The sequence below is a fragment of the Tabrizicola sp. genome (assembly GCF_016793705.1).
GTDB lineage: Bacteria > Pseudomonadota > Alphaproteobacteria > Rhodobacterales > Rhodobacteraceae > Tabrizicola.
Window position 1 is genome coordinate 15,343 of record NZ_JAEULO010000031.1, and the last position, 21,223, is coordinate 36,565.

The following is a 21,223-nucleotide window of genomic DNA, read 5'->3' on the forward strand; positions in this document are numbered from 1 at the left end:
GTCAGTCTCCTGTCCGGGCGAGGCCAGCGAACCACGGGATCGGGTCCACGGGCAAGGCGCCCTGTCTGAGTTCCATATAAAGCGTTTCCGTGCCGCGCCCGCCAGAGCCATCTGGCGACCCCGCCGCGAATTCCGCCGTCGCTTGCCGGGACCCGCCCATCAGGCCCAGGGGTGCTTCGGCGGCGACCACTTCTCCCACCTCGCCATACAGCGTTTCCATCCCCGCAAGCACCATCAGATAGCCGTCCCCGGGCTCAAGGATCATCACATTTCCGTAGTCGAGCAGCGGCCCGCGGTAGCGGATCGTGGCGGGCCAGGGCGCCGTGACCAGCGCTCGCGGCTGGGTGGCAAGCGTCACGCCGGGGCGGCGCACCCCGGCGGCATCGGCCTCTTCCGGCAGGCGCAGGACGGTGCCCAGCGCCGGCAGCGGCAGGCGGCCCTTCTCGGTGGCGAAGCTGGTGCCGCTTGTCTCGTCCGGCGACAGTCCCGCGGCGAAGGCATCCAGCGTGTCGGCGCTGTCGAGAAGGCCCTTCAGCACCTCCGGGTCCTCGGTGAAGCGCGTCGGCAGGTCGGTGCGGTCCGAGATCGCCTTCGACAGTTCCGTCCGCGCGGTTTGCGCGGTGGCAAGGCCGGTCTCCAGCACCGCGCCCGCCGAAAGCTGCAAGGTGCGCAGGTCGGCCAGTTCCTGCAGCTGCGCCTTCAGCGCCAAGGCCTCGCCCTGCAAGGCGGGGGTCACATCGGCCAGGATCATCCCCGACCGCGCCGATCCCACCGCGCCCTCGGGGTGCAACAGCAGCAGCGGCCCCGGATTCGCCTCCATCGTCGCCAGCACGCCCAGCAGCCGCCCGATCCCGTCGCGCTTGGCGTCGAAGGCGCGGGTCAGCGTGGCCTCGCGCAGGGCCGCCTCGCGCAGCGCGCCGCGCAGGGCGGCAAGGCCCGCCTCATAGGCGCGGATGGTCCTGGAAAGCGCCGTCACCCGGTCGCGCGCCTCGGTCGCGGCCTCCAGCTCTGCCACCGCCGCTTGCAGGTCGGTCGAGGCTTTGGCGGCCTGCTCCGCCACGGTCTCGGCGCGCAGGGGCAAGGCCAGCAGGCACAGAAGGACGGCGGCGCGGATCATGCGATCAGGGTCTTGCCGGTCATCTCGGGTGGCTGGGGCAGGCCCATCAGGTGCAAAAGCGTCGGCGCAAGATCGGCCAGCCGCCCGTTGCGCAAGGTGGCGCCGGCCGGGCCGCCGACCAGGATCACCGGCACCGGATTGATGGTGTGCGCCGTATGGGGCTCGCCGGTGACGGGATCGACCATCACCTCGCAGTTGCCGTGGTCCGCCGTCACGATCATCGCCCCGCCCTTCGCCGTCAGCGCCGCCAGCGCGCGGCCAAGCCCTCGGTCCACCGCCTCGCAGGCCTTGATCGCGGCGGGCAGCGACCCGGTATGGCCCACCATGTCGGGGTTGGCGTAGTTCACCACGATCAGGTCATAGCCCTTCTCGATGGCCGCGACGAGATGGTCCGACACCTGATCCGCGCTCATCTCCGGTTGCAGGTCATAGGTCGCGACCTTGGGCGAGGGTGGCATGGCGCGGTCCTCGCCGGGGTAGGGGGCTTCGCGACCCCCGTTCAGGAAGAAGGTGACATGGGGGTATTTCTCGGTCTCCGCCAGCCGGAACTGGGTCAGCCCGTGGGACGAAACCCATTCCCCCAGCGTGTTGACGATCTCGCGCTTGGGAAAGACCGAGGTCATGTAGGTGTTGTGGGTGTCCGAGTAGTCCACCATCCCCAGCCGCGCCACAAGTTTGGGGCGGGGACCGGTGTCGAAGGCGGCAAAGCCCGGATCGCCGATGGCGGCCAGGATTTCCCGCGCCCGGTCGGCGCGGAAGTTCAGGAAGAACAGCCCGTCGCCGTCCTTCATGCCCGCATAGCCGTCGATGACAGTGGCGGGCAGGAATTCATCGGTCTTGCCTGTGGCATAGCCCGCCGCGATGGCATCGTCAGCCGAGGCCGCCTGCGCCACGCCCTTGCCCTGAACGATGGCGCGATAGGCCTCTGCCACCCGCTCCCAACGATTGTCCCGGTCCATCGCGTAGTAACGCCCGGTGACGGTGGCGATGCGGGCCGTATCGGGCAGCGCGGCCTCGAAGGCGCGCACCTGTTCGGCGGCGGATTTCGGCGCGACGTCCCTGCCGTCGGTGATGACATGGATCGCGACCTTCACGCCCTCGGCGGCGATCTCGCGCGCGGCCTCGATCATGTGCGCGCTGTGGGCATGGACCCCGCCGGGCGAGACCAGCCCCGCCAGATGCGCCGTCCCGCCCGAGGTCTGCAAGGCCGCGATGAAGGCGCGCAGCGCGGGTTCGGTGGCGAAGGTGCCCTGTTCGATCGCCAGGTCGATCTGGCCCAGGTCCATCGCCACGACGCGCCCCGCGCCGATGTTGGTATGCCCGACCTCCGAGTTCCCCATCTGCCCGGTTGGCAGCCCCACGTCCGGCCCGAAGGTGGTCAGCGTGGCATGGGGGCAAGAAGCCCAGAGGTGATTGAACGTCGACACCCGCGCCTGTGCGGGCGCGCTGGTTGCCGGGTTAGGCCCGATGCCCCAGCCGTCGAGGATGCAGAGGACGACGGGTTTCGGGGCGGGCATCGGCACTCTCCGGTCTGGTTCCGCCGGGGTTTTACGCCTTGGCCGGGGCCGGGGCAACCGTCACGCCCGCGCCGCCGCCTTCTCGCGCACCCTTTGCCGCCAAAGCGTGAAGATCCCCGCCGCCACCACGATCCCCGCGCCGATGGCGACGTTGACCCGCAAGGTCTCGCCAAAGACGAACAATCCGATGGCTGCGGCCCAGACGATCTGGAGATAGGCGAAGGGCTGGACGTCAGAAGCCTCGGCGACCGCCAGCGACTTGATCAAGAGCCAGTGGCTGAGGGCGGCTGTGCAGCAGAGAAGCCCCATCCAGCCCCAGTCTGCCGGCGTCATCCAGCTCCAGTGCATCAGGCCGAAGGGAGTCATCACAACCGCGCCCACGACCCCGGTGTAGAAGAAGCTGACGCTCGCGCTGTCTTTCCGCGCCACATAGCGGGTGAGAAGCCCGTAAACCGCGAACATCGTGGCCGACAGCAAGGGCACCAGCGCCCAGGGGCTGAACACCCCGAACCCCGGCTCCAGGATGATCACCACGCCGACGAAGCCCACCAGGATCGCCGACCAGCGTCGCCAGCCGACCTTCTCGCCCAGGATCGGACCGGACAGTGCGGCCACCAGCAGCGGATAGCAGGTGAAGACCGCATGGGCTTCGATCAGGCCCAGCTTGACGAAGGCCACCAGCATGACCGCGATCTCGGCCACGAGCACGATTCCACGCGCGACCTGCACCAGCGGCAATGCCGATTGCGTCGCCGCCTTGATGCCGCCCTGCGCGCGCGCCGCCATGACGATGGCAAACAGCGCGAAAAACCAGAACCGCACCATCACCACCATGGTGACGTGATAATGCGACCCCAGATGCCGCGAGATCCCGTCCTGCACCGCGAAGACCAAGGTCGTCACGATCATCAGCCAGATGCCGAGCGTCGTATTCTGCGGCGTGGTCATGCGGGCTTGCGCTCCAGCGACAGCGAGTAGAGCCCCGCCGCGACCACGATCAGGCTGCCGATGGCGACGGGAAGCTCCAGCACCTCGCCATAGACCAGTATCCCGACGATCGAGGTGAAGACCAGTTGCAGGTAGGAAAACGGCTGCACCCGCACCGCCTCGATCTGTTCGTAGCTTTTCAGCACCAGCCAGTGCGACAGGATCGACAGCGCGCAGTAGCAGACCAGATATCCGATGTCGGCGGGCAGCATCGCCGTCAGATGCGGCAGGCCAAGACCGGTCATCAGCACCGCCCCGATTACCCCGGGCCAGAAGAAGGCGGGAAAGGTCGGCTCGTCCCGCGTGGTCAGCCGGGTCAGGACGGAATAGAGCGCAAACAGGAAGGCCGAGGCCAGCGGCAAGAGCGCGGGCCAGGAGAATACCCCCATCCCCGGCCGCAGGATGACAAGCACGCCGACCAGTCCCGCCCCCACGGCGGCCCAGCGTTGCCAGCTGATCGCCTCGCCCAGCACCGGGCCGGACAGGGCAACGACCAGCAGGGGACAGACCGAAAAGACGGCCAGCGAGTTGATCAGCCCGATCTGGGTATAGCCCCAGACGATCAGGCAGATTTCCGCGACCAGCAGCACCGAGCGGACAAGATGCGCGGGCAGGCGGCTGGACCGGATCGCGGCGCGCGGGCCCTCGGGGCGGCGCAGCGCCAGGAGGATCACGAAGCCCGCGAAGACCCAGTAGCGGATCATGATGATCATCTGGGTCGAATAGGCCGCAGCCAGATGCTTGGAAAACCCGTCCTGCGCCGCAAAGGCGGCAACGGCGGTAACCATCAGCCAGATGCCCAAAGTCGGATTGCGCGAAGCGGTCATGACCGGGGCTGGCTATCACCGGCGCCGGGCGGGCGAAAGGGCAGTTTCGGCCCGAACGCCATGCTCCCAGAGCGCCGATTTGCGTCGAGCGGGGATATATGTGACCCTTGCCCTCCCCCGGCGGAGGCAAGCGCAGCGAATGGAATTCATCGACCCGCAATTCCTGGCCAGCATCCAGGGCGTGCTGCGGCAGATACAGGGCTTTGCCTTGTCACTTCTGCAGCCCTATCGACTGTGGCAGGTGCTGGTGGTCCTGATCGCCTTCGCGGCAGCGCATGTCATGGCGCGCATGTTCGCGCAAAGGGTCGATGCCTGGGCGCGCAGCCGCCCCAACCTCAAGCGCTGGCAGGCGCGGCTTATCGTCACCGTGCGGAACCGGCTTCGCGGCATCCTGTTCGTGCTGCTGGCCTGGGGCGCAGTCCTGGTGATCGCGCAGGTCAACCCGTTTCCGTCCCGGCGTTACATCGTGGCGCTGGCGGCGACCATCGGCACCGCATGGGTGGTCATCGGTCTGCTGACCCGCATGATCCGCAACCGGTTCCTGCGCCGCATCGTCACCTGGGGGGCGTGGATCTATGTCACCCTGCTCTATCTGGGATTCCTCGATAGCTTCACCGAGTTCCTCGACAGCCTGGCCGTGACCTTCGGAAGCTTCCGCCTGTCGGCGCTGACGGTCATCAAGGCGCTTATCGTCACCGGGGTCTTGTTGACAGCGGCCAGGCTGCTCACGACCGGCATCGGCAACCGCATCCGGCGGAACGAAGACATCAGCCCCTCGGTGCAGGTGCTGGTCGTCAAGCTGATGCAGGTCATTGCCTATGGCACGGCCTTCTTCGTCGGGCTCAAGGCCGTGGGCTTTGACCTGACCGGCCTTGCCGTCCTGTCCGGCGCCATCGGTGTAGGCCTGGGCTTTGGCTTGCAGAAAGTGGTTTCGAACCTCGTCTCGGGCGTGATCATCCTTCTGGACAAGTCGATCAAGCCCGGTGACGTGATCAGCCTGGGCGACACCTTCGGCTGGATCGAGGCGTTGGGAGCACGCTATGTCAGCGTCGTCACCCGCGACGGCAAGGAATACCTGATCCCGAACGAGGACCTGATCACGGGGCAGGTGGTGAACTGGTCGCACTCCAACGAATTTGTCCGCATCGACCTCAAGTTCGGGACCTCTTACGACGACGATCCCCACAAGGTGCGCCAGCTTGCCATCGATGCCGCCCTGTCCACCGGCCGTGTTCTGAAGGACCGCCCCGCCGTCTGCCACATCACCGGCTTCGGCGACAGCTCGGTCGACTATGTCCTGCGGTTCTGGATCACCGATCCGTCGCAGGGTCTGACCAACGTGCGCGGCAACGTCTATCTGGCGCTCTGGGACACGTTCAAGGCCAACGGCATCACCATCCCCTTCCCCCAGCGCGAGGTGCGGGTTCTGAAAGATCGCGCCACGGACGACCCCACGCCAGAAACGCTGCCCGCGTCGCTTGCCTGAACCGGGATTCGGGCGTATATGCGCCACATGCACGGGTTCATCTACTTCAACATCACCGATCATGCGCGGCTGCCCGCCCGCTTCTTCGGCATGACCCGCACCATCCTGGCCCGCCTTTAGGCTCCGGGCCATCGCCCGCGCGGGCGTCCCTGCCGCGCATCCCCATTCCAAGCCCCAAGGCCGCCCGCCCGGCCACAGCCAAGGAACCGAGCCATGACCGCTCTGCGTACCCTCTACGACAAGATCTGGGATGACCATGTCGTCCACCAGGCCGAAGACGGCACCTGCCTCCTCTACATCGACCGCCATCTCGTTCACGAAGTGACCAGCCCCCAGGCCTTCGAGGGCCTCAGAATGACCGGCCGCAAGGTGCGTGCGCCCGAAAAGACCATCGCGGTGCCCGATCACAACGTGCCCACCACGCTCGACCGCGCCGATGCCGCGACGATGACGGAAGACAGCCGCATCCAGGTGGCAGCACTCGACAAGAACGCGCGCGACTTCGGGATCAACTACTATCCGGTGTCCGACGTGCGGCAGGGCATCGTGCATATCGTCGGCCCCGAACAGGGCTGGACCCTGCCGGGCATGACCGTGGTCTGCGGCGACAGCCACACCGCCACCCACGGCGCCTTCGGCTCGCTCGCCCACGGGATCGGCACCTCCGAGGTGGAACATGTCCTCGCCACCCAGACGCTGATCCAGCGCAAGGGCAAGAACATGAAGGTCGAGATCACCGGGTCCCTGCGCCCCGGCGTCACCGCCAAGGACATCACCCTCAGCGTCATCGGCGCCACCGGCACGGCGGGCGGCACCGGCTATGTCATCGAATACTGCGGCCAGGCGATCCGCGAGCTTTCCATGGAAGGCCGGATGACCGTCTGCAACATGGCGATCGAGGGCGGCGCCCGCGCGGGCCTCATCGCCCCGGACGAGAAGACCTTCGCCTATGTCATGGGCCGCCCCCACGCGCCGAAAGGCGCGAAATGGGAGGCCGCGCTTGCCTACTGGAAGACCCTCTTCACCGACGAAGGCGCCCATTTCGACAAGGTCGTGACCATCAAGGGTGAGGACATTGCCCCCGTCGTCACCTGGGGCACCTCGCCCGAGGACGTGCTGCCGATCACCGGCAGCGTCCCCGCGCCCGAGAGCTTCTCGGGCGGCAAGGTCGACGCGGCGAAGCGGTCGATCGACTACATGGGCCTGACGGCCGGGCAGAAGCTCACCGATATAGCCATCGACACGGTGTTCATCGGTTCCTGCACCAACGGCCGGATCGAGGACCTGCGCGCGGCGGCGGCCATCCTGAAGGGCAGGAAGATCGCCGTGAAACGGGCGATGGTCGTCCCCGGCTCGGGCCTCGTCCGGGCGCAAGCGGAAGAAGAGGGTCTGGCGCAGATATTCATCGACGCGGGTTTCGAATGGCGGCTCGCGGGCTGCTCCATGTGTCTGGCGATGAACCCCGACCAGCTCGCCCCCGGCGAACGCTGTGCGGCGACCTCGAACCGCAACTTCGAGGGGCGGCAGGGCCGTGGCGGCCGCACCCATCTCATGTCGCCCGCGATGGCGGCGGCGGCGGCGATCACCGGCCACCTGACCGATGTCCGGGAACTGATGGGCGAGATGGTCTGACCCATGGCCGATCCGGCCGACACCCCTGACGGCCCCGTCGCCTCCCGGCGGCGGGTGCTGGTCATTGCGGAAGCCGCGAACCCGGAATGGGTTTCGGTGCCGCTGGTCGGCTGGTCCATCGCCACCGCGCTCCGCGCGCATCACGACGTCCATATCGTCACCCAGATCCGAAACCGCGACGCCTTCCTGCGCGCGAGCCTGATCGAAGGGCAGGATTTCACCGCCATCGACAGCGAGGCGGTGGCCCGCCCGATCTGGAAACTGGCCGAGGTCCTGCGCATGGGCAAGGGCAAGGGCTGGACTATGGTCACGGCGTTGTCGTCGAAACTCGCCTACCCCTATTTTGAACGCAAGCTGTGGGCGCAGTTCGGCCCCCGCATCGCCGCCGGTGAGTTCGACATCGTCCACCGCGTCACGCCCCTGACCCCCACCGCCAACAGCCTGATCGCGCCGCGTTGCCGCAAGGCGGGCGTGCCATTCGTCATCGGGCCGCTCAACGGCGGCGTGCCCTGGCCGAAAGGCTTCGACGCCGAACGCCGCCGCGAACGCGAGTGGCTGTCCTATGTCCGGGGTGCCTACCGCCTGTCGCCCTCCCGCAGCCGGATGATCCGCGCCGCTGCTGCCATCATTGCGGGCAGCCGCCACACCGCCTCCGAGTTCGCCGGGGCCCGCGACCGCCTGACCCTGATCCCGGAAAACGGCATCGACCCCGCGCGCTTCTCGCTCCGCGCCGCGCAGCCCGGCACGCTGCCGCTGCGCTGCGCCTTCCTTGGCCGACTGGTGCCCTACAAGGGCCCCGACATGCTGATCGAGGCCGCCGAGCCCTTCCTGCGCGACGGCACCATGGTCCTCGACATTCTTGGCGACGGCCCGCTGATGCCTGCCTTGCGAGAGATGCTGGCCGCGAAGGGCCTGACCCAAGCCGTCACCCTGCACGGCTGGATCGACCACAAGGAGGTGCAGTCCCTCCTCTCGCAATCCCAGCTTCTCACCTTCCCCTCGGTCCGCGAATTCGGCGGCGGCGTGGTGCTGGAGGCGATGGCGCTGGGCGTCGTCCCGGTGATCGCCGACTATGCCGGGCCGGGCGAGCTGGTCACGCCCGAGACCGGGGTCAAGGTGCCGATGGGCAGCCGCGATCAGGTCGTCGCGGGGTTCCGCGCGGCCCTCGTCCGCCTGATCGCCGCCCCCGAGCAAATTCCGGCCCTCTCCGTCGCCGCCCTTCGCCGGGTGGAGGAGCATTTCACCTGGGACAGGAAAGCGCGCCAGATCGGCGCGATCTACGACTGGGTCCTCGACGCGAAGGGTCCCATCCCGCAACCCGTGCCCCTTTCGGGCGCCTAGACAGGACGCAAGACATGGACAAGTTCACCACCCTCACCGGCGTCGCGGCCCCGATGCCGCTGGTCAACATCGACACCGACATGATCATCCCCAAGCAGTTCCTGAAGACCATCCAGCGGTCGGGCCTTGGCAAGAACCTGTTCGACGAGATGCGCTACACCCAGGACGGTCAGGAAATCCCGGATTTCGTGCTGAACCAGCCCGCCTACCGCAAGGCTCAGATCATCGTCGCCGGTGACAACTTCGGCTGCGGCTCCTCGCGCGAGCACGCCCCCTGGGCGCTGCTCGACTTCGGCATCCGCTGCGTGATCTCGACCAGCTTCGCCGACATCTTCTTCAACAACTGCTTCAAGAACGGCATCTTGCCGGTCGTCCTGCCTCAGGAGGCGGTCGATCAGCTGATGGACGACGCCCGCAAAGGCGCCAATGCCCGGATCACCGTCGATCTGGAAGCCCAGACCGTGACCAGCTCGGACGGCAAGACCTTCGCCTTCGAGGTCGACGCCTTCAAGAAGCATTGCCTGATGAACGGCCTCGACGATATCGGCCTGACGATGGAAAAGGCTTCGGCCATCGACGCCTTCGAGAAGAAGAACGCCACGCTCCATCCCTGGGCGTGAGCCTCGCGGCACAGGCTTCGATCTGGTCCGCGCGCGCCTCTGCTTTCACATTTGCCCAAATATCCTCCGGGGGTTTGGGGGTGGAAAACCCCCAGGTCCCGAGGAGGAGGCGCAGCCCGACGACGAGACAAAGAGTCTTCGCGCGAAGCGCTCAATATAAAACCGCACCCACCCGCAAGATATTGCGAAACCGTAAACGAAAACTGACAACCACTTGAAAGTACGTATTAATCCAGGAATGCCCACCGTGGACAGTCCCGCCCTTGCCGCTCCGCCCTCGCCGCGCTACCCTCCCCGCGACCCATCCCGGAGAACCCCATGCACGGAATCGAGAAACGCCTCGCCGACCTCGGCGTCACCCTCCCCGACGCCCCCGCCCCGGCGGCGAACTACGTCCCCTTCGTGCAGGTCGGCAACCTCGTCCACATCTCGGGCCAGATCAGCCAGAACGAGGCGGGCCTGATCAAGGGCAAGCTGGGCGAGGACCTCAGCTTCGAACAGGGTGCCGAGGCCGCGAAACGTTGCGCGATCTCTCTGCTGGCCCAGCTCAAGAAGGCCGTCGGCGGCGACTGGTCGCGGCTGGACCGGGCGGTGAAGCTCACCGGCTTCGTCAACTCCACCCCCGATTTCACCGACCAGCCCAAGGTGATCAACGGCGCCTCCGACTTCCTGGTCGCGGTCCTCGGCGATGCCGGCCGCCACGCCCGCTCCGCCGTCTCCGCCGCCTCGTTGCCCCTTGGGGTGGCCGTGGAAATCGAGGCGATCTTCGCCCTGAAATGACCCGCCGATAATGACCCGCGTCCCGCTGCCCGACAGCTTCCTGCGCCGGCCGATCACCCACCGCGCCCTGCATGATCGGGCGCGGGGCGTGATCGAGAACTCCCCCGCGGCCATCAGGGCCGCCATCGCCGCAGGCTACGGGATCGAGGTGGACCTGCAACTCTCCTCGGACGGCGTGCCGATGGTCTTCCACGACGAGACCCTCGACCGCCTGACCGCCGAGACCGGCCCGGTCAACGCCCGCACTTCTGCCGCTTTGGGCCGTATCCGGCTGACCGGCTCGACCGACACGATTCCGACGCTGCCCGAGGTGCTGGCCCTGATCGGCGGCCGGGTTCCCCTGCTGATCGAGATCAAGGACCAGAGCCTTGTCATGGGCCCGACCGACGGCAGGCTGGAGGCGGCGACGGCGAAGGCATTGCAGGGCTACACCGGCGACGTCGCGCTGATGTCCTTCAACCCCGCCTCTGTCGCCCATCTGGCGCGCCTGGCCCCCGACCTGCCGCGCGGGATCACCACCTCGGCCTATGATCCCGAGGACTGGAAGCCGATGCCGCCCGACGTCTGCGCCCATTTCCGCGCCATCCCCGATTATGACGCCACCCTCTCCAGCTTCATCAGCCACGAGGCCCCAGACCTGTCGCGGGACCGGGTGGCCGAGCTGAAGGCGCAGGGCGCCAGGGTGCTGTGCTGGACGATCCGCTCGCCCGAGGCCGAGGCAGAGGCGCGGCGGGTTGCCGACAATGTGACCTTCGAGGGCTATCGGGCCGCGCTTCCCGCTTGACCTTCCCGCCCATGCCGCCACCTTTCCCCCGACCTCGAGGGTGCGAATGGCCGACCTGACCCTGCACGACAGCCTGTCCGAGATTCCCGCCGCCGACTGGGATGCCGTCGCCGCGCCGGAACAGGCCAATGGGCGTCCCATCGACCCGTTCACCACCCACCGCTTCCTGACCGCGCTGGATGCCTCCGGCTCGACCGGCAAGGGTACCGGCTGGCAACCCCGCCCGCTGGCCCTGCGCGAGGGCGGCTGGCTGCTGGCGGCAATGCCCCTCTATGTGAAGGGCCACAGCCAGGGCGAATACATCTTCGATCACGGCTGGGCCGACGCACTGGAGCGGGCAGGGGGCCGCTATTACCCCAAGCTTCAGATTGCCGTCCCCTTCACCCCCGCCACCGGAAGACGCTTTCTGGGGCCAGAAGCCCACCGGGAAACCCTGTGGCAGGCCGCCATCGGGATCGCGGCGCAGAACCGGCTGTCCTCTGTGCACGCCACCTTCTGCACTGCAGAGGAGGCCGAAACACTGGCCGGGGTCGAGGGGACGCTCCACCGCATCACCCAGCAGTTCCATTGGGAAAACCGGGGCTACCGGACCTTCGTCGACTTCCTCTCAGACCTGTCCAGCCGCAAGCGCAAGATGATCCGCAAGGAACGCGAGACGGCGCGGGCCAGCGGGCTGGCGATCCGCGCGCTGACCGGGGACCAGATCGAACCCGCGCATTGGGATGCGTTCTGGGCCTTCTACCAGGACACCGGCAGCCGCAAATGGGGCCATCCATACCTGACGCGCGCGGCCTTTACCCTGTTCCACCAGACGATGCGCGACGACATCCTGCTGGTCCTGGCCTTCGACGGCAGCCGCCCGGTGGCCGGGGCGCTGAACTTCATCGGGCGCGACACGCTTTACGGGCGCTACTGGGGCTGCGTTCAGGACCATCCCTGCCTGCATTTCGAGCTGTGCTACTATCAGGCGATCGACTGGGCGATCACCCAGGGTCTGCAACGGGTCGAGGCCGGGGCGCAGGGCGAACACAAGCTCGCGCGCGGCTATCTGCCGGTCGAGACGCATTCGCTGCACTGGATCGCGGAACCCGCGTTCCGCACGGCGGTTGACCGCTATCTTGAGGCCGAACGCCGCGCTATAGGGGAAGAGATCGAGGTGCTGACCGCCTATGGTCCGTTCCGGCGCGTCAGTGCCGAAGCGTAGGACCGGGGGTTTCACACCCCCGGACCCCCGTGGGATACTTTCGCAAAGATGAAAGGCGGGAGTGAGTCGTCCATGCTGACCTTCTACACCAACCCGATGTCGCGCGGCCGGATCGCGCGCTGGATGCTGGAGGAGGCCGGCCAGCCCTACGAGACGGTGGCGCTGGACTATTACACCACGATGAAGGCGCCGGAGTATCTGGCGGTGAATCCGATGGGCAAGGTGCCCGCCTTGGTCCACGACGGCAAGGTCGTGACCGAGGTGGCGGCGATCTGCACCTACCTCGCGCTGACCTTCCCCGAGGCGGGCCTTATGGCCGAGGACAAGGCGGCCTTCTTCCGCTGGATGTTCTTTGCGGCGGGGCCGCTGGAGCAGGCGGTGGTCAACACCGGCTTTGGCTGGAAGACCAGCGGCCCGCAGGAAAAGCGGCGGGCGGGATATGGTGACCTGGCAGACGTGCTGTCGGCGCTGACCGAGCATCTGGAAAAGAACGACTACATCGCTGATGGCCGGTTCACCGCCGCCGATGTCTATGTCGGAAGCCAGGTCGGCTGGGGGATGCAGTTCGGCGGCATCCCCGCAAGCGACACGCTTTCCGCCTACTGGGCGCGGCTCAAGGACCGGCCCGCGCTGCTGGCGGCGAATGCCAAGGACAATGCGCTGATCCCGGAGGCCAAGCCATGACCGCTCTTCTGCCCGAAGCCGACCGCAAGGCTGGACTGCCGCCGCTTGCCGAAACCGGCTGGGCCGCCGTGCCCGGCAAGGACGCGATCCGCAAGGTCTGGAAATTCCGCAACTTCTCCGAGGCCTGGGGCTTCATGTCCCGCGCCGCGCTGGTGGCGGACAAGGCCAACCACCACCCGGACTGGACCAACCGCTACAATGTCGTCGACGTGACGCTGACCACCCATTCCGCCAAGGGGCTCACGCAGCTGGATCTGGATCTGGCAAAGGCGATGGACAAGCTGGCCCCGGAGGCCGAGATCGAGCGCAATCATGGCGAGCCGGTGAGCTGCCTGTGCGAGCTGCATGCGCGCAAGGCCTGACGGGTCGCGACCGAACGGGTCAGAGCAGCCCCGCCATCCGTGCTCCGGTCAGGAGGTCGGGAGCCAGATGATGCGCCCATCGGCCCTCGCTTGGCACCATGTCGGGCACCTGCACCACCACGCAGCCGGCGCGATGGGCGGCTTCGGCACCGGTTTCGCTGTCCTCGAACACCAGGCAGCGCGCGGGGGCCACGCCGAAGAGGGTCGCGGCCAGAAGATAGGGTTCGGGATCGGGCTTCGGCGCACGCACATCGTCCAGCGTAACGACATGGGTGAAGGCCTCGGCGATCCCGGCCAGCCCGAGCTTGCGATGCGCGCCCGCACGCCCGGTCGAGGTGACGATGGCGAGCGGAGCATCCAGCGCGGGCAAGAGGCGAGCCGCGCCGGGCTTGAGCGCAAGGCCCGCGTCGACCCCGTCGTTGAAGCCCTTGCGCCAGTGCAGGTTGACGGCGTGCAGATCGACCCCCGGCAGCGCCGCCCGGATGATCTGCGCGGCAGTGGGCTCGTCCTTGCCGACCAGCCCGTGCATGAAGGCCTCGTCCACCGGGTGACCATGCGCGGCGAAGGCGGCCATGCCGGTGACAAGCGCGATGCTTTCCGTGTCGATCAGCGTGCCGTCCAGGTCGAAGAGGATTGCGTCGTACATCTGGGCCTCCGGGCGGAGGCATAGCCGATCACAGGTGCAGCCGGTAGTGGGTAAAGCCCTCTTCGTCGCGGACCAGAGGTTCCGGGCGGTAGCTGGCGATGTCGGCCAGATAGGGGGCGGCGCCCGGTCCGACGGGGAAAGTCGCCATGGTTCCGGGCATCGGCAGGAAATGCCAGTTGCGTTCGGGTGGCGCGCCGACGATGCCTTTGCGCTGCACATGGGCGGAAAACACCGATTGCACCCGGGCACCGTCGGTGAAGACGACCTTCTGCCGGGCGGCCGGGTCTTGCAGCCGCGCCCGCCCGGCGCGGTGGTTGTTGGTGACGAGGAGGAACCTGTCGGTCGCGGCGAGGGGATGGCCACCATGGCAAAGCCCGGTGATCCGCCGCGCCTCGGGGTTGACCAGGCTGCCCTGGCCATCGAAGCGCGGCGGCTGGCTGAGGTCGATGGCGTAGGAAAGCTGGGGGATGGTTTCGAAGACGAAGGAGGGCACGGCATCGTCGCGAAGGGGCGCATCGACCGATCCCGGCGCGATCTGGTGGAAGACGGCAGTCGCGCGCTCCAGCCAGTCGGCCACCTCGGCCCCGGTCAGGAGAAGCGTCACCAGCGTGTTCGGGAAGGGATAGAGATCCGACAGGTTGCGCATCCGGAGCGGCCCGGCGGGAACTTCTGTGAAGTTCTCGGGTCCACCGCGACCGCCGGCGCGGAACGGCGAGGCCGAGGACAGGAGCGGGAGTCCGGCCCAGCGGGTTCCGGCAAGCGCGACGCGAATGTGGTCGATCTTGGCCTCGGCGATCAGCGACAACGCGGCCGAGGGCGCGATGGTGGCGAAATGGCTGTGCAGCGCGACGGCGGTCTCGCCCAGCTGGCGGCGCGACCAGGCAAGCGTCGCCCGGTGGTCGGGCGCGAGCGCCTGGTGCAAGGCCGGGGTCGACAGTGCGCGGTCTGCACTGCGCTGGCCGATCCGCGCCGACGCATCGACCACGCGCCAGCGTCGGGGTCCGCAGGTGAAGCGCTCGATCTGGAGGTCGATGATGCCCACATGGTTCGCCGAATGCCCCGGCATGACCGCAGGCTTTCCCGCCAGTCGGCCGCGAACCGGGTCGATGGCGGGCGAAGCGGGAAAGTCGGTGCCGGGGAAGACCCGGTGGCTGTGCCCGGCGACCAGGGCGTCGATCTCGGGCAGCGCGGCCAGGGCGGTGGCGGCGTTCTCCGATCCCTCCTCCGGGTCGGTCTCGCCGATGCCGCTGTGGGCCAGTGCCACGATGATGTCGGCCCCGCATGCGCGCAGCCGGGGCAGCCAGGCACGGGCCGCGGCAAGGATGTCGCGTGTCTGTATCGATCCCTCTGGCGTATTCCGGTCCCACTCGGCGATCTGCGGTGGGGCGAAGCCGATCACCCCGATCCGCAGAAGATGGGCATGGCCGTCGTGGTCGATGATCTGGCGGCGCAGGATGGCAAAGGGCGGCACCAGCGTTTCGTCGCGCGAGGCGCTCTTGCCAAGCCGGGTGGCGACATTCGCCGAGACGACCGGAAAGCTGGCGTCGGCAAGCACGCCGGAGAGGAAGCGCAGCCCATAGTCGAATTCGTGGTTCCCCAGCGTCGCGGCGTCATAGCCCAGGGTGTTGAAGGCGGTGATGACCGGATGCGCCCGCCTTCGGCGGGTCGTGGCGGCATAGTCGGCCAGCGGATTGCCTTGCAGGAAATCGCCATTGTCGAACAATAGGCAGTTGCGCGCCTCGCCACGGGCCTCGGCAATTTGCAGCGCAATTGCACCCAGGCCTAGATTGGCATTCGGGCGATCCGCACGATAATCGTAGGGCATCAGGCTTGCGTGCAGGTCGCTGGTAGCGATCAGCCGCAGAGACGCGCGGGGACGAGGGGATGTCGCAGGGAGAATCTCATGGGCGGCAGGCATTCTGTCCGCTTCGGAATCCTTTCGGGTCAGCGACTTGGCGACCGATGCGACGGGTACTTGATACATCGAACCCCCAGTGGCTTGCCAGGGCTCGGAACCGCCTGAAACCACGAACCGCTTTCCACACTTTATGCGTGAGCGATCTATCGTTCCGGTTGTGTCAATGTTGTGGCGAATTGTCGTTATTCGCGCGAAGCCCTGTATTCGCCGCAAGTTGACAATTGAAATTGCAAGCGAAGCGGTGGATTCTAGGAGAGACAGGAACAATCAGCGGGATGTATATCTTGAATGCGGATTGCTGAAACAGTTACTTTCGGCGGGTCGGCGCTTGACCGGCGGGCGGGTCTGCGGCGCGATGCCGCAGGATTGGCGGCGGCGCTGGCTTCGGGCGCGGTGCTGCCACTTTGGCGCGGCAAACCGCTCATGGACGGCGAGCGTCCGGTGTGGGTTCCGGCGGGGCATCCGGCCCTGGCGCCGGCAAGCGAGCCGGTCTTCCTCGGGATCGACGATGGCGTCGCACGCTTTGCCGCCGACCTGTCGGACTGGTCGCCCGAAGCCGGGGCCCAGGGCATCGAGGCGGGGTTCTTCGACACTTCGGTGCAGCAGCATCCGGCAGTGACAAAGGGCGGGTTCACCGAACTGCGCGGCGTCATGACCCTGCTGACCCCGCGCGAGGCGGAACTGGTTGCCACCGCCAAGGCGCTTCTGCAATGGCATCGCAGCCACGGCTTCTGTTCCACCTGCGGCGCGAAATCCGGGATGGCGCAAGGCGGGTGGCAACGGACCTGCCCCGCCTGCGCCGCCCAGCACTTCCCGCGTACCGACCCGGTGGTGATCATGCTGGTGACGCGGGGCAATTCCGTCCTCCTGGGCCGTAGCCCCGGCTGGCCCGAGGGGATGTTCTCGCTGCTGGCGGGCTTCGTCGAACCGGGCGAGACGCTGGAAGCCGCCGTGCGCCGCGAGGTGCAGGAGGAGACGGGCGTGACCTGCGGAGCGGTGTCCTACCTTGCCAGCCAGCCGTGGCCCTTCCCCGCTTCGCTGATGATCGGCGCGCGGACCGAGGCCACGAGCCATGACATCCGCATCGACCCGGAGGAGCTGGAGCAGGCGCTATGGGTCACGCGGGAAGACCTGGTGCAGGTCTTTGCAGGCAGCCATCCGCTGATCCGGCCCAGCCGCAAGGGGGCGATCGCCCATTTCATTCTGCGCGCCTGGCTTGCGGATCGGCTTGATTGACCCGATCTTCCTGCTATCCGGGTGTCGTGACCTGATGTGCAACCTGTGGAGCGGCGATGAAGCTGGCGGCGAAGACCGATCTTGAAGTTCCTGCCGCCGCCGTCTTTGCCGCGCTGATCGACACCCCGACCTGGGAGCGCGAGGCGATCCGCAACGGGGTCGAGGTGGAGCGTCCTGCGGGGACGCCGGACAGCGGCGTCGGGGCCGAATGGCGCATCCGCGGTCATTTCCGGGGCAAGGCGCGCAAGGTGACGGTCCGCATCGCAGAGATGACGCCGGGCCAGCGCCTGGCGATGGGGATGGACAGCCCCTCCGTCGAGGGCACGGTCCAGATCGAGGTCATGGTCCTGTCGCCCCGCCGCAGCCGGCTGCGCGCCGATCTGGAGATCAAGCCGAAGACGCTGGCGGCGCGGCTTTTCATCAACACGATGCGGCTGGCCAAGGGCCGGGTGCAGGCCCGGTTCGAGAAGGGGCTGATCCAGCTTGGCGCCCGGATCAAGGACCGCTACGACCGTCAGGCCTGAACCGGACCGCGCTCGCGGTCGGCGGGGTAGACCCCCAGGATGCGCACTTCCGAGGTGAAGTAGCGCAATTCCTCCAGCGCCAGCGCGACATTGGCGTCTTCTGGATGGCCCTCGATGTCGGCGTAGAATTCCGTCGCAGTGAAGGTGCCGCCGACCATGTAGCTTTCCAGCTTGGTCATGTTGATGCCATTGGTGGCGAACCCGCCAAGCGCCTTGTAAAGCGCAGCCGGAATGTTGCGGACGCGGAAGGTGAAGGTGGTGATCATCTTTCCGGCGCCGCGACGTGTCAGGTCCGTGTCGCGCGACATCACAAGAAAACGGGTGGTGTTGTTCGCGTGATCCTCGATATGCCGGGCCAGCACGTTCAGCCCGTAGATTTCGGCCGCCAGTTCGCTGGCCAGGGCGGCGCGGGACTTGTCCCCGGCCTCGGCCACCTCGCGCGCGGCGCGGGCGTTGTCAGAGCTGACCTTGCCACGAATGCCGTGCGCCTTCAGGAAGCCCGCGCATTGCGGCAGGATCACCACATGGCCATGCGCTTCCTTCACGTCCTCGACCTTCGCGCCCGGGACGCCCAGAAGATTCACATGCACGCGAACGAAGGCCTCGTCGATGATGTGCAGGCCGGATTTCGGCAGCAGGGAATGCACGTCGGCGACCCGGCCGTAGGTGGAGTTCTCGACGGCAAGCATCCCCAGGTCGACATCGCCGCGCGCGACGCGGTCGACGACCTCTTCGAAAGTGGTGCTGGGGACCGCCTCGAAATCCGGGCGCGACTGCTGGCAGGCCTGGTGCGAATAAGCCCCGAGTTCCCCCTGAAAAGCGATGCGTCCGGCCATTGCGCGCGTCCCCCGTGTCGAAAACCTGCCCCGAGGGCGTTTCGCCGCGCGTCTACACCTTGAAACATGCCGGTGGAAGCGGATAGATACCCCGCGAACGCAGACCCCAGATAGGTGAACCATGTTCGACACGATGACGATGACCAAGACGGTGGGCGCGGTGTGCGGTTCGCTTCTGGTCCTGATGCTGGTGGGCTGGGCGGGCAACTCGCTTTACACCGTGGGCGGCGGCGAACATGGCGAACATGCGGAAGGCGAACTGACGCAGGCCTACACCATCGACACCGGCGATGCGGCGGCCCCGGCCGAAGGTGGCGAGACGGTGGATGTTGCCGCGCTCCTGGCGGCGGGCGATGCGGCAGCCGGTGAGGCCGTGTTCAAGAAATGCGGCTCGTGCCACAAGCTCGACGGGTCGAATGCCGTGGGTCCGCACCTGAACGGCGTTGTGGGCCGCAACCACGCCTCGGTCCCGGACTTCGCCTATTCCGAAGCCATGGCCGCCAAATCGGGTGAGCCCTGGACGCCGGAAGCGCTCTTCGCCTTCCTTGAGAACCCCAAGCAGGTGATCCCCGGCACCAAGATGGCCTTCGCCGGCCTGCCGAAGCCGGAAGATCGCGCAAACGTCGTGGCGTTCCTCGCCTCGAAGCCCTGAACCGGCCCCATGGCGTGATTGCAAAGCCGCCCCCTGCGGGCGGCTTTTTCATGCTCACGCAAAAGCGCGCGCCAATCGCGGCTTGTTGGCTCGACAATCGCCGGATTAGCATGAATGGTCGGAAGCGGAACCGAAGGGGAGGCTGGCGGATGCGGACAGAAAAGCGCGGGACGGCACGGGTTGACGCAGCACGGGTGAAACCCGGCCCGGTCTTCGCAGCCGGGGCTCTGATCCTGGGTCTCGCCGCGCTGGCCCTGCCTGCCCGGGCGGAAGCCGTGATCAAGTCGCACGGCATCTCCACCTTCGGCGACCTCGCCCTTCCCGCCGACTTCACGCATCTGCCCTATGCGAATCCGGACGCCCCCAAGGGCGGCGAGATCAGCGAATGGTCGCCGGGCAGCTTCGACAGCTTCAACCCTTACGCCATCGCCGGCAACGCCGCCGCGCTGTCGTCGATCTTCTATGAATCGATCCTGACCGGGACGCTCGACGACGTCAGCGCCGTCTACTGCCTGCTCTGCGAGACGATGGAATATCCCGTGGACCGATCCTGGGTGATCTTCAACCTGCGCAAGGACGTGACCTTCTCGGATGGCAGCCCCTTCACCGCCGATGACGTGCTTTTCAGCTACGAGCTGTTCCGCGACAAGGGCATCCCGGAATACCGCAGCGTCGCGAACGGCAAGTTCCAGTCGGTCGAGGTGCTGGATCCCTACCGCATCAAGTTCACCTTCACCCCCGGCACCTCGTTCCGCGACATGCCCGCCCAGGCCGGAAGCTCGCCGATTTTCTCGCGCAAGGATTACGAGGAGAACAAACGCGACCTTGAAAAATCCAGCCTCCAGCCCTTCCTCGGCACCGCGGCCTATGTGCTGGACAGCTTCAAGCCCGGCCAGCAGGTGATCTACAAGCGGAACCCGGATTACTGGGGCGAGAAGCACCCACTGAACGTGGGCCAGAACAACTTCGACCGCATCCGCATCGAGTATTTCGGCGACGACAATGCCGCGATGGAGGCGTTCAAGGCCGGCGTCTACACGTTCCGGACCGAAGGCGACTCGAAGCGCTGGGCGACCAACTACGATTTCCCGGCGATCCAGGCGGGGGATATCGTCAAGGCCGTGATCCCCTCGGGCGATATAGCTGGCGGCCAGTCGATCATCTTCAACCTGCGCCGCGCGCAGTTCCAGGACCCGCGCGTGCGCGAGGCTCTGGGTCTGGTCTTCAACTTCGAATGGTCGAACAAGGCGCTGTTCTACGGGCTTTTGTCGCGGATCAACTCGATCTGGGAAAACTCCGACATGGCCGCGACCGGGGTGGCGACGCCCGAGGAGGTGGCGATCCTGAAGCCCCTGGTCGATGAGGGCCTGCTTCCCGCCAGCATCCTGACCGACGAGGTGCCGATGGGATCGGTCTCGTCGGACAGCAACAATCTCGACCGCAAGAATTTGCGCAAGGCCTCGGCGCTTCTGGATGAGGCTGGGTGGACGGTGGGCGACGACGGCATCCGCCGCAACGCCAAGGGCGAGAAGCTGCGGATGGAGATGGTCCATGTCCGCACCGACCTGTTGCCGGTGATGAACGCCTATGTCGAGAACCTGCGCGCCCTGGGCGTGGACGCCAGCTTCGACATCATCGACGACCCGCAGTTGCAGCAGCGCGCCAGCCCGCCGGTCTTCGATTTCGACGCGCTGCCCACGACGGTGGTCAACGGCGGGCTGGAGCCGGGGGGGGTGCTGAAACAGGCCTGGGCCTCGGTCGCCAAGGATAATTCCAGCCGCAACCGCATGGGCTATGCCAATCCGGCGGTGGACAAGCTCCTGGACATGGTCGAGGCCGCGAAAAGCCGCGAGGAGTTGACGACAGTGGTCAGGGCGCTGGACCGGGTGCTGCGGTCGGAATTCGTCATCGTCCCGCGCTATTACAAGAAGGACAACTGGGTCGCCTACTACAACATGTACGAACACCCGGCGAACCTGCCCCCATATGGACTGGGCGAACTGTCGATCTGGTGGTACAACGCCGAAAAAGCCGACGCGCTGAAGGCCAAGGGCGCGTTGAAGTAACCAG

General features: G+C 66.9%; 20 protein-coding genes. 13 read left to right on the forward strand and 7 right to left on the reverse strand.

All coding sequences use genetic code 11. The annotated features are described in order from the left end of the window. Position 1: 1 nt before the first annotated feature. The 4 genes from JNJ68_RS06670 to JNJ68_RS06685 are packed head-to-tail and all read right to left on the reverse strand — an operon-like array spanning position 2 to position 4,448. Positions 2-1,117, reverse strand: a complete 1,116-nt coding sequence (locus JNJ68_RS06670) for a peptidoglycan DD-metalloendopeptidase family protein (protein ID WP_294980494.1) — start codon at positions 1,115-1,117, stop codon at positions 2-4. After that, entirely contained in the window at positions 1,114-2,634 is a 1,521-nt protein-coding gene (gene gpmI / locus JNJ68_RS06675; RefSeq protein ID WP_294980497.1) for a 2,3-bisphosphoglycerate-independent phosphoglycerate mutase, read from the reverse strand. The genes JNJ68_RS06670 and gpmI overlap by 4 nt, the downstream gene beginning before the upstream one ends. A 60-nt stretch (positions 2,635-2,694) precedes the next feature. Next, complete coding sequence (locus tag JNJ68_RS06680) at positions 2,695-3,582, reverse strand: DMT family transporter (protein WP_294980500.1); 888 nt, start codon at positions 3,580-3,582, stop codon at positions 2,695-2,697. Then, a complete protein-coding gene (locus JNJ68_RS06685) occupies positions 3,579-4,448 on the reverse strand; it encodes a DMT family transporter (RefSeq protein ID WP_294980503.1) in 870 nt (289 codons plus the stop codon). The genes JNJ68_RS06680 and JNJ68_RS06685 overlap by 4 nt, the downstream gene beginning before the upstream one ends. Before the next feature lie 139 nt (positions 4,449-4,587). On the opposite strand from JNJ68_RS06685, the gene JNJ68_RS06690 reads away from it, so the two are divergent. The 9 genes from JNJ68_RS06690 to JNJ68_RS06730 all read left to right on the forward strand — a co-directional run bounded on the left by JNJ68_RS06690 (position 4,588) and on the right by JNJ68_RS06730 (position 13,341). Continuing rightward, complete coding sequence (locus JNJ68_RS06690) at positions 4,588-5,934, forward strand: mechanosensitive ion channel domain-containing protein (protein WP_294980506.1); 1,347 nt, start codon at positions 4,588-4,590, stop codon at positions 5,932-5,934. A 213-nt stretch (positions 5,935-6,147) separates the two neighbouring features. Further along, complete coding sequence (gene leuC / locus JNJ68_RS06695) at positions 6,148-7,566, forward strand: 3-isopropylmalate dehydratase large subunit (RefSeq protein WP_294980509.1); 1,419 nt, start codon at positions 6,148-6,150, stop codon at positions 7,564-7,566. Positions 7,567-7,569: 3 nt separating this feature from the next. Further along, positions 7,570-8,907, forward strand: a complete 1,338-nt coding sequence (locus JNJ68_RS06700) for a glycosyltransferase family 4 protein (RefSeq protein WP_294980512.1) — start codon at positions 7,570-7,572, stop codon at positions 8,905-8,907. Positions 8,908-8,921: 14 nt separating this feature from the next. Continuing rightward, the gene (leuD, locus tag JNJ68_RS06705; RefSeq protein WP_294980514.1) at positions 8,922-9,527 is read left to right on the forward strand and encodes a 3-isopropylmalate dehydratase small subunit; all 606 of its coding nucleotides are present in this window, start codon (positions 8,922-8,924) and stop codon (positions 9,525-9,527) included. A 318-nt stretch (positions 9,528-9,845) separates the two neighbouring features. Next, the gene (locus tag JNJ68_RS06710) at positions 9,846-10,307 is read left to right on the forward strand and encodes a RidA family protein (protein WP_294980516.1); all 462 of its coding nucleotides are present in this window, start codon (positions 9,846-9,848) and stop codon (positions 10,305-10,307) included. A gap of 10 nt (positions 10,308-10,317) precedes the next feature. Further along, on the forward strand, positions 10,318-11,091 hold the full coding sequence (locus JNJ68_RS06715) for a glycerophosphodiester phosphodiesterase family protein (protein WP_294980519.1): 774 nt from the start codon (positions 10,318-10,320) through the stop codon (positions 11,089-11,091). Positions 11,092-11,137: 46 nt separating this feature from the next. Then, positions 11,138-12,295 carry a GNAT family N-acetyltransferase gene (locus tag JNJ68_RS06720; protein ID WP_294980521.1) on the forward strand — a complete coding sequence of 386 codons (1,158 nt, stop codon included), beginning with the start codon at positions 11,138-11,140 and terminating at the stop codon, positions 12,293-12,295. A gap of 72 nt (positions 12,296-12,367) precedes the next feature. Continuing rightward, entirely contained in the window at positions 12,368-12,979 is a 612-nt protein-coding gene (locus JNJ68_RS06725; RefSeq protein ID WP_294980523.1) for a glutathione S-transferase family protein, read from the forward strand. Next, a complete protein-coding gene (locus tag JNJ68_RS06730) occupies positions 12,976-13,341 on the forward strand; it encodes a 4a-hydroxytetrahydrobiopterin dehydratase (RefSeq protein ID WP_294980525.1) in 366 nt (121 codons plus the stop codon). The genes JNJ68_RS06725 and JNJ68_RS06730 overlap by 4 nt, the downstream gene beginning before the upstream one ends. A 19-nt stretch (positions 13,342-13,360) precedes the next feature. Here JNJ68_RS06730 and JNJ68_RS06735 read toward each other — a convergent pair whose 3' ends face one another. Further along, on the reverse strand, positions 13,361-13,987 hold the full coding sequence (locus tag JNJ68_RS06735; protein WP_294980527.1) for an HAD family phosphatase: 627 nt from the start codon (positions 13,985-13,987) through the stop codon (positions 13,361-13,363). A gap of 28 nt (positions 13,988-14,015) precedes the next feature. Next, positions 14,016-15,971, reverse strand: coding sequence for a bifunctional 2',3'-cyclic-nucleotide 2'-phosphodiesterase/3'-nucleotidase (locus JNJ68_RS06740; protein WP_363165523.1), 1,956 nt, complete (start codon positions 15,969-15,971; stop codon positions 14,016-14,018). Between the two features lie 222 nt (positions 15,972-16,193). On the opposite strand from JNJ68_RS06740, the gene nudC reads away from it, so the two are divergent. Both nudC and JNJ68_RS06750 read left to right on the forward strand, forming a co-directional pair. After that, the gene (nudC, locus tag JNJ68_RS06745; RefSeq protein WP_294980529.1) at positions 16,194-17,141 is read left to right on the forward strand and encodes an NAD(+) diphosphatase; all 948 of its coding nucleotides are present in this window, start codon (positions 16,194-16,196) and stop codon (positions 17,139-17,141) included. A 56-nt stretch (positions 17,142-17,197) separates the two neighbouring features. Next, positions 17,198-17,665: an SRPBCC family protein gene (locus tag JNJ68_RS06750; RefSeq protein ID WP_294980531.1), complete on the forward strand. Its 468-nt coding sequence runs from the start codon at positions 17,198-17,200 to the stop codon at positions 17,663-17,665. Here JNJ68_RS06750 and JNJ68_RS06755 read toward each other — a convergent pair. After that, positions 17,656-18,501 (reverse strand): prephenate dehydratase, encoded by an 846-nt coding sequence (locus JNJ68_RS06755; protein ID WP_294980532.1) that lies wholly within the window; start codon positions 18,499-18,501, stop codon positions 17,656-17,658. The genes JNJ68_RS06750 and JNJ68_RS06755 overlap by 10 nt on opposite strands. Before the next feature lie 121 nt (positions 18,502-18,622). Between JNJ68_RS06755 and JNJ68_RS06760 the strand changes: the two genes are divergently transcribed. Both JNJ68_RS06760 and JNJ68_RS06765 read left to right on the forward strand, forming a co-directional pair. Then, complete coding sequence (locus JNJ68_RS06760; RefSeq protein ID WP_294980535.1) at positions 18,623-19,153, forward strand: cytochrome c family protein; 531 nt, start codon at positions 18,623-18,625, stop codon at positions 19,151-19,153. A gap of 149 nt (positions 19,154-19,302) precedes the next feature. Next, entirely contained in the window at positions 19,303-21,219 is a 1,917-nt protein-coding gene (locus JNJ68_RS06765) for an extracellular solute-binding protein (RefSeq protein WP_294980538.1), read from the forward strand. Positions 21,220-21,223: the final 4 nt, after the last annotated feature.

What these genes read in the sequence shown, in the direction of transcription:
- JNJ68_RS06670 (WP_294980494.1), bottom strand. Translation starts at nt 1,117, where the DNA reads ATGATCCGCGCCGCCGTCCTTCTGTGCCTGCTGGCCTTGCCCCTGCGC.
- gpmI (WP_294980497.1), bottom strand. Translation starts at nt 2,634, where the DNA reads ATGCCCGCCCCGAAACCCGTCGTCCTCTGCATCCTCGACGGCTGGGGC.
- JNJ68_RS06680 (WP_294980500.1), bottom strand. Translation starts at nt 3,582, where the DNA reads ATGACCACGCCGCAGAATACGACGCTCGGCATCTGGCTGATGATCGTG.
- JNJ68_RS06685 (WP_294980503.1), bottom strand. Translation starts at nt 4,448, where the DNA reads ATGACCGCTTCGCGCAATCCGACTTTGGGCATCTGGCTGATGGTTACC.
- JNJ68_RS06690 (WP_294980506.1), top strand. Translation starts at nt 4,588, where the DNA reads ATGGAATTCATCGACCCGCAATTCCTGGCCAGCATCCAGGGCGTGCTG.
- leuC (WP_294980509.1), top strand. Translation starts at nt 6,148, where the DNA reads ATGACCGCTCTGCGTACCCTCTACGACAAGATCTGGGATGACCATGTC.
- JNJ68_RS06700 (WP_294980512.1), top strand. Translation starts at nt 7,570, where the DNA reads ATGGCCGATCCGGCCGACACCCCTGACGGCCCCGTCGCCTCCCGGCGG.
- leuD (WP_294980514.1), top strand. Translation starts at nt 8,922, where the DNA reads ATGGACAAGTTCACCACCCTCACCGGCGTCGCGGCCCCGATGCCGCTG.
- JNJ68_RS06710 (WP_294980516.1), top strand. Translation starts at nt 9,846, where the DNA reads ATGCACGGAATCGAGAAACGCCTCGCCGACCTCGGCGTCACCCTCCCC.
- JNJ68_RS06715 (WP_294980519.1), top strand. Translation starts at nt 10,318, where the DNA reads ATGACCCGCGTCCCGCTGCCCGACAGCTTCCTGCGCCGGCCGATCACC.
- JNJ68_RS06720 (WP_294980521.1), top strand. Translation starts at nt 11,138, where the DNA reads ATGGCCGACCTGACCCTGCACGACAGCCTGTCCGAGATTCCCGCCGCC.
- JNJ68_RS06725 (WP_294980523.1), top strand. Translation starts at nt 12,368, where the DNA reads ATGCTGACCTTCTACACCAACCCGATGTCGCGCGGCCGGATCGCGCGC.
- JNJ68_RS06730 (WP_294980525.1), top strand. Translation starts at nt 12,976, where the DNA reads ATGACCGCTCTTCTGCCCGAAGCCGACCGCAAGGCTGGACTGCCGCCG.
- JNJ68_RS06735 (WP_294980527.1), bottom strand. Translation starts at nt 13,987, where the DNA reads ATGTACGACGCAATCCTCTTCGACCTGGACGGCACGCTGATCGACACG.
- JNJ68_RS06740 (WP_363165523.1), bottom strand. Translation starts at nt 15,971, where the DNA reads ATGTATCAAGTACCCGTCGCATCGGTCGCCAAGTCGCTGACCCGAAAG.
- nudC (WP_294980529.1), top strand. Translation starts at nt 16,194, where the DNA reads ATGCGGATTGCTGAAACAGTTACTTTCGGCGGGTCGGCGCTTGACCGG.
- JNJ68_RS06750 (WP_294980531.1), top strand. Translation starts at nt 17,198, where the DNA reads ATGAAGCTGGCGGCGAAGACCGATCTTGAAGTTCCTGCCGCCGCCGTC.
- JNJ68_RS06755 (WP_294980532.1), bottom strand. Translation starts at nt 18,501, where the DNA reads ATGGCCGGACGCATCGCTTTTCAGGGGGAACTCGGGGCTTATTCGCAC.
- JNJ68_RS06760 (WP_294980535.1), top strand. Translation starts at nt 18,623, where the DNA reads ATGTTCGACACGATGACGATGACCAAGACGGTGGGCGCGGTGTGCGGT.
- JNJ68_RS06765 (WP_294980538.1), top strand. Translation starts at nt 19,303, where the DNA reads ATGCGGACAGAAAAGCGCGGGACGGCACGGGTTGACGCAGCACGGGTG.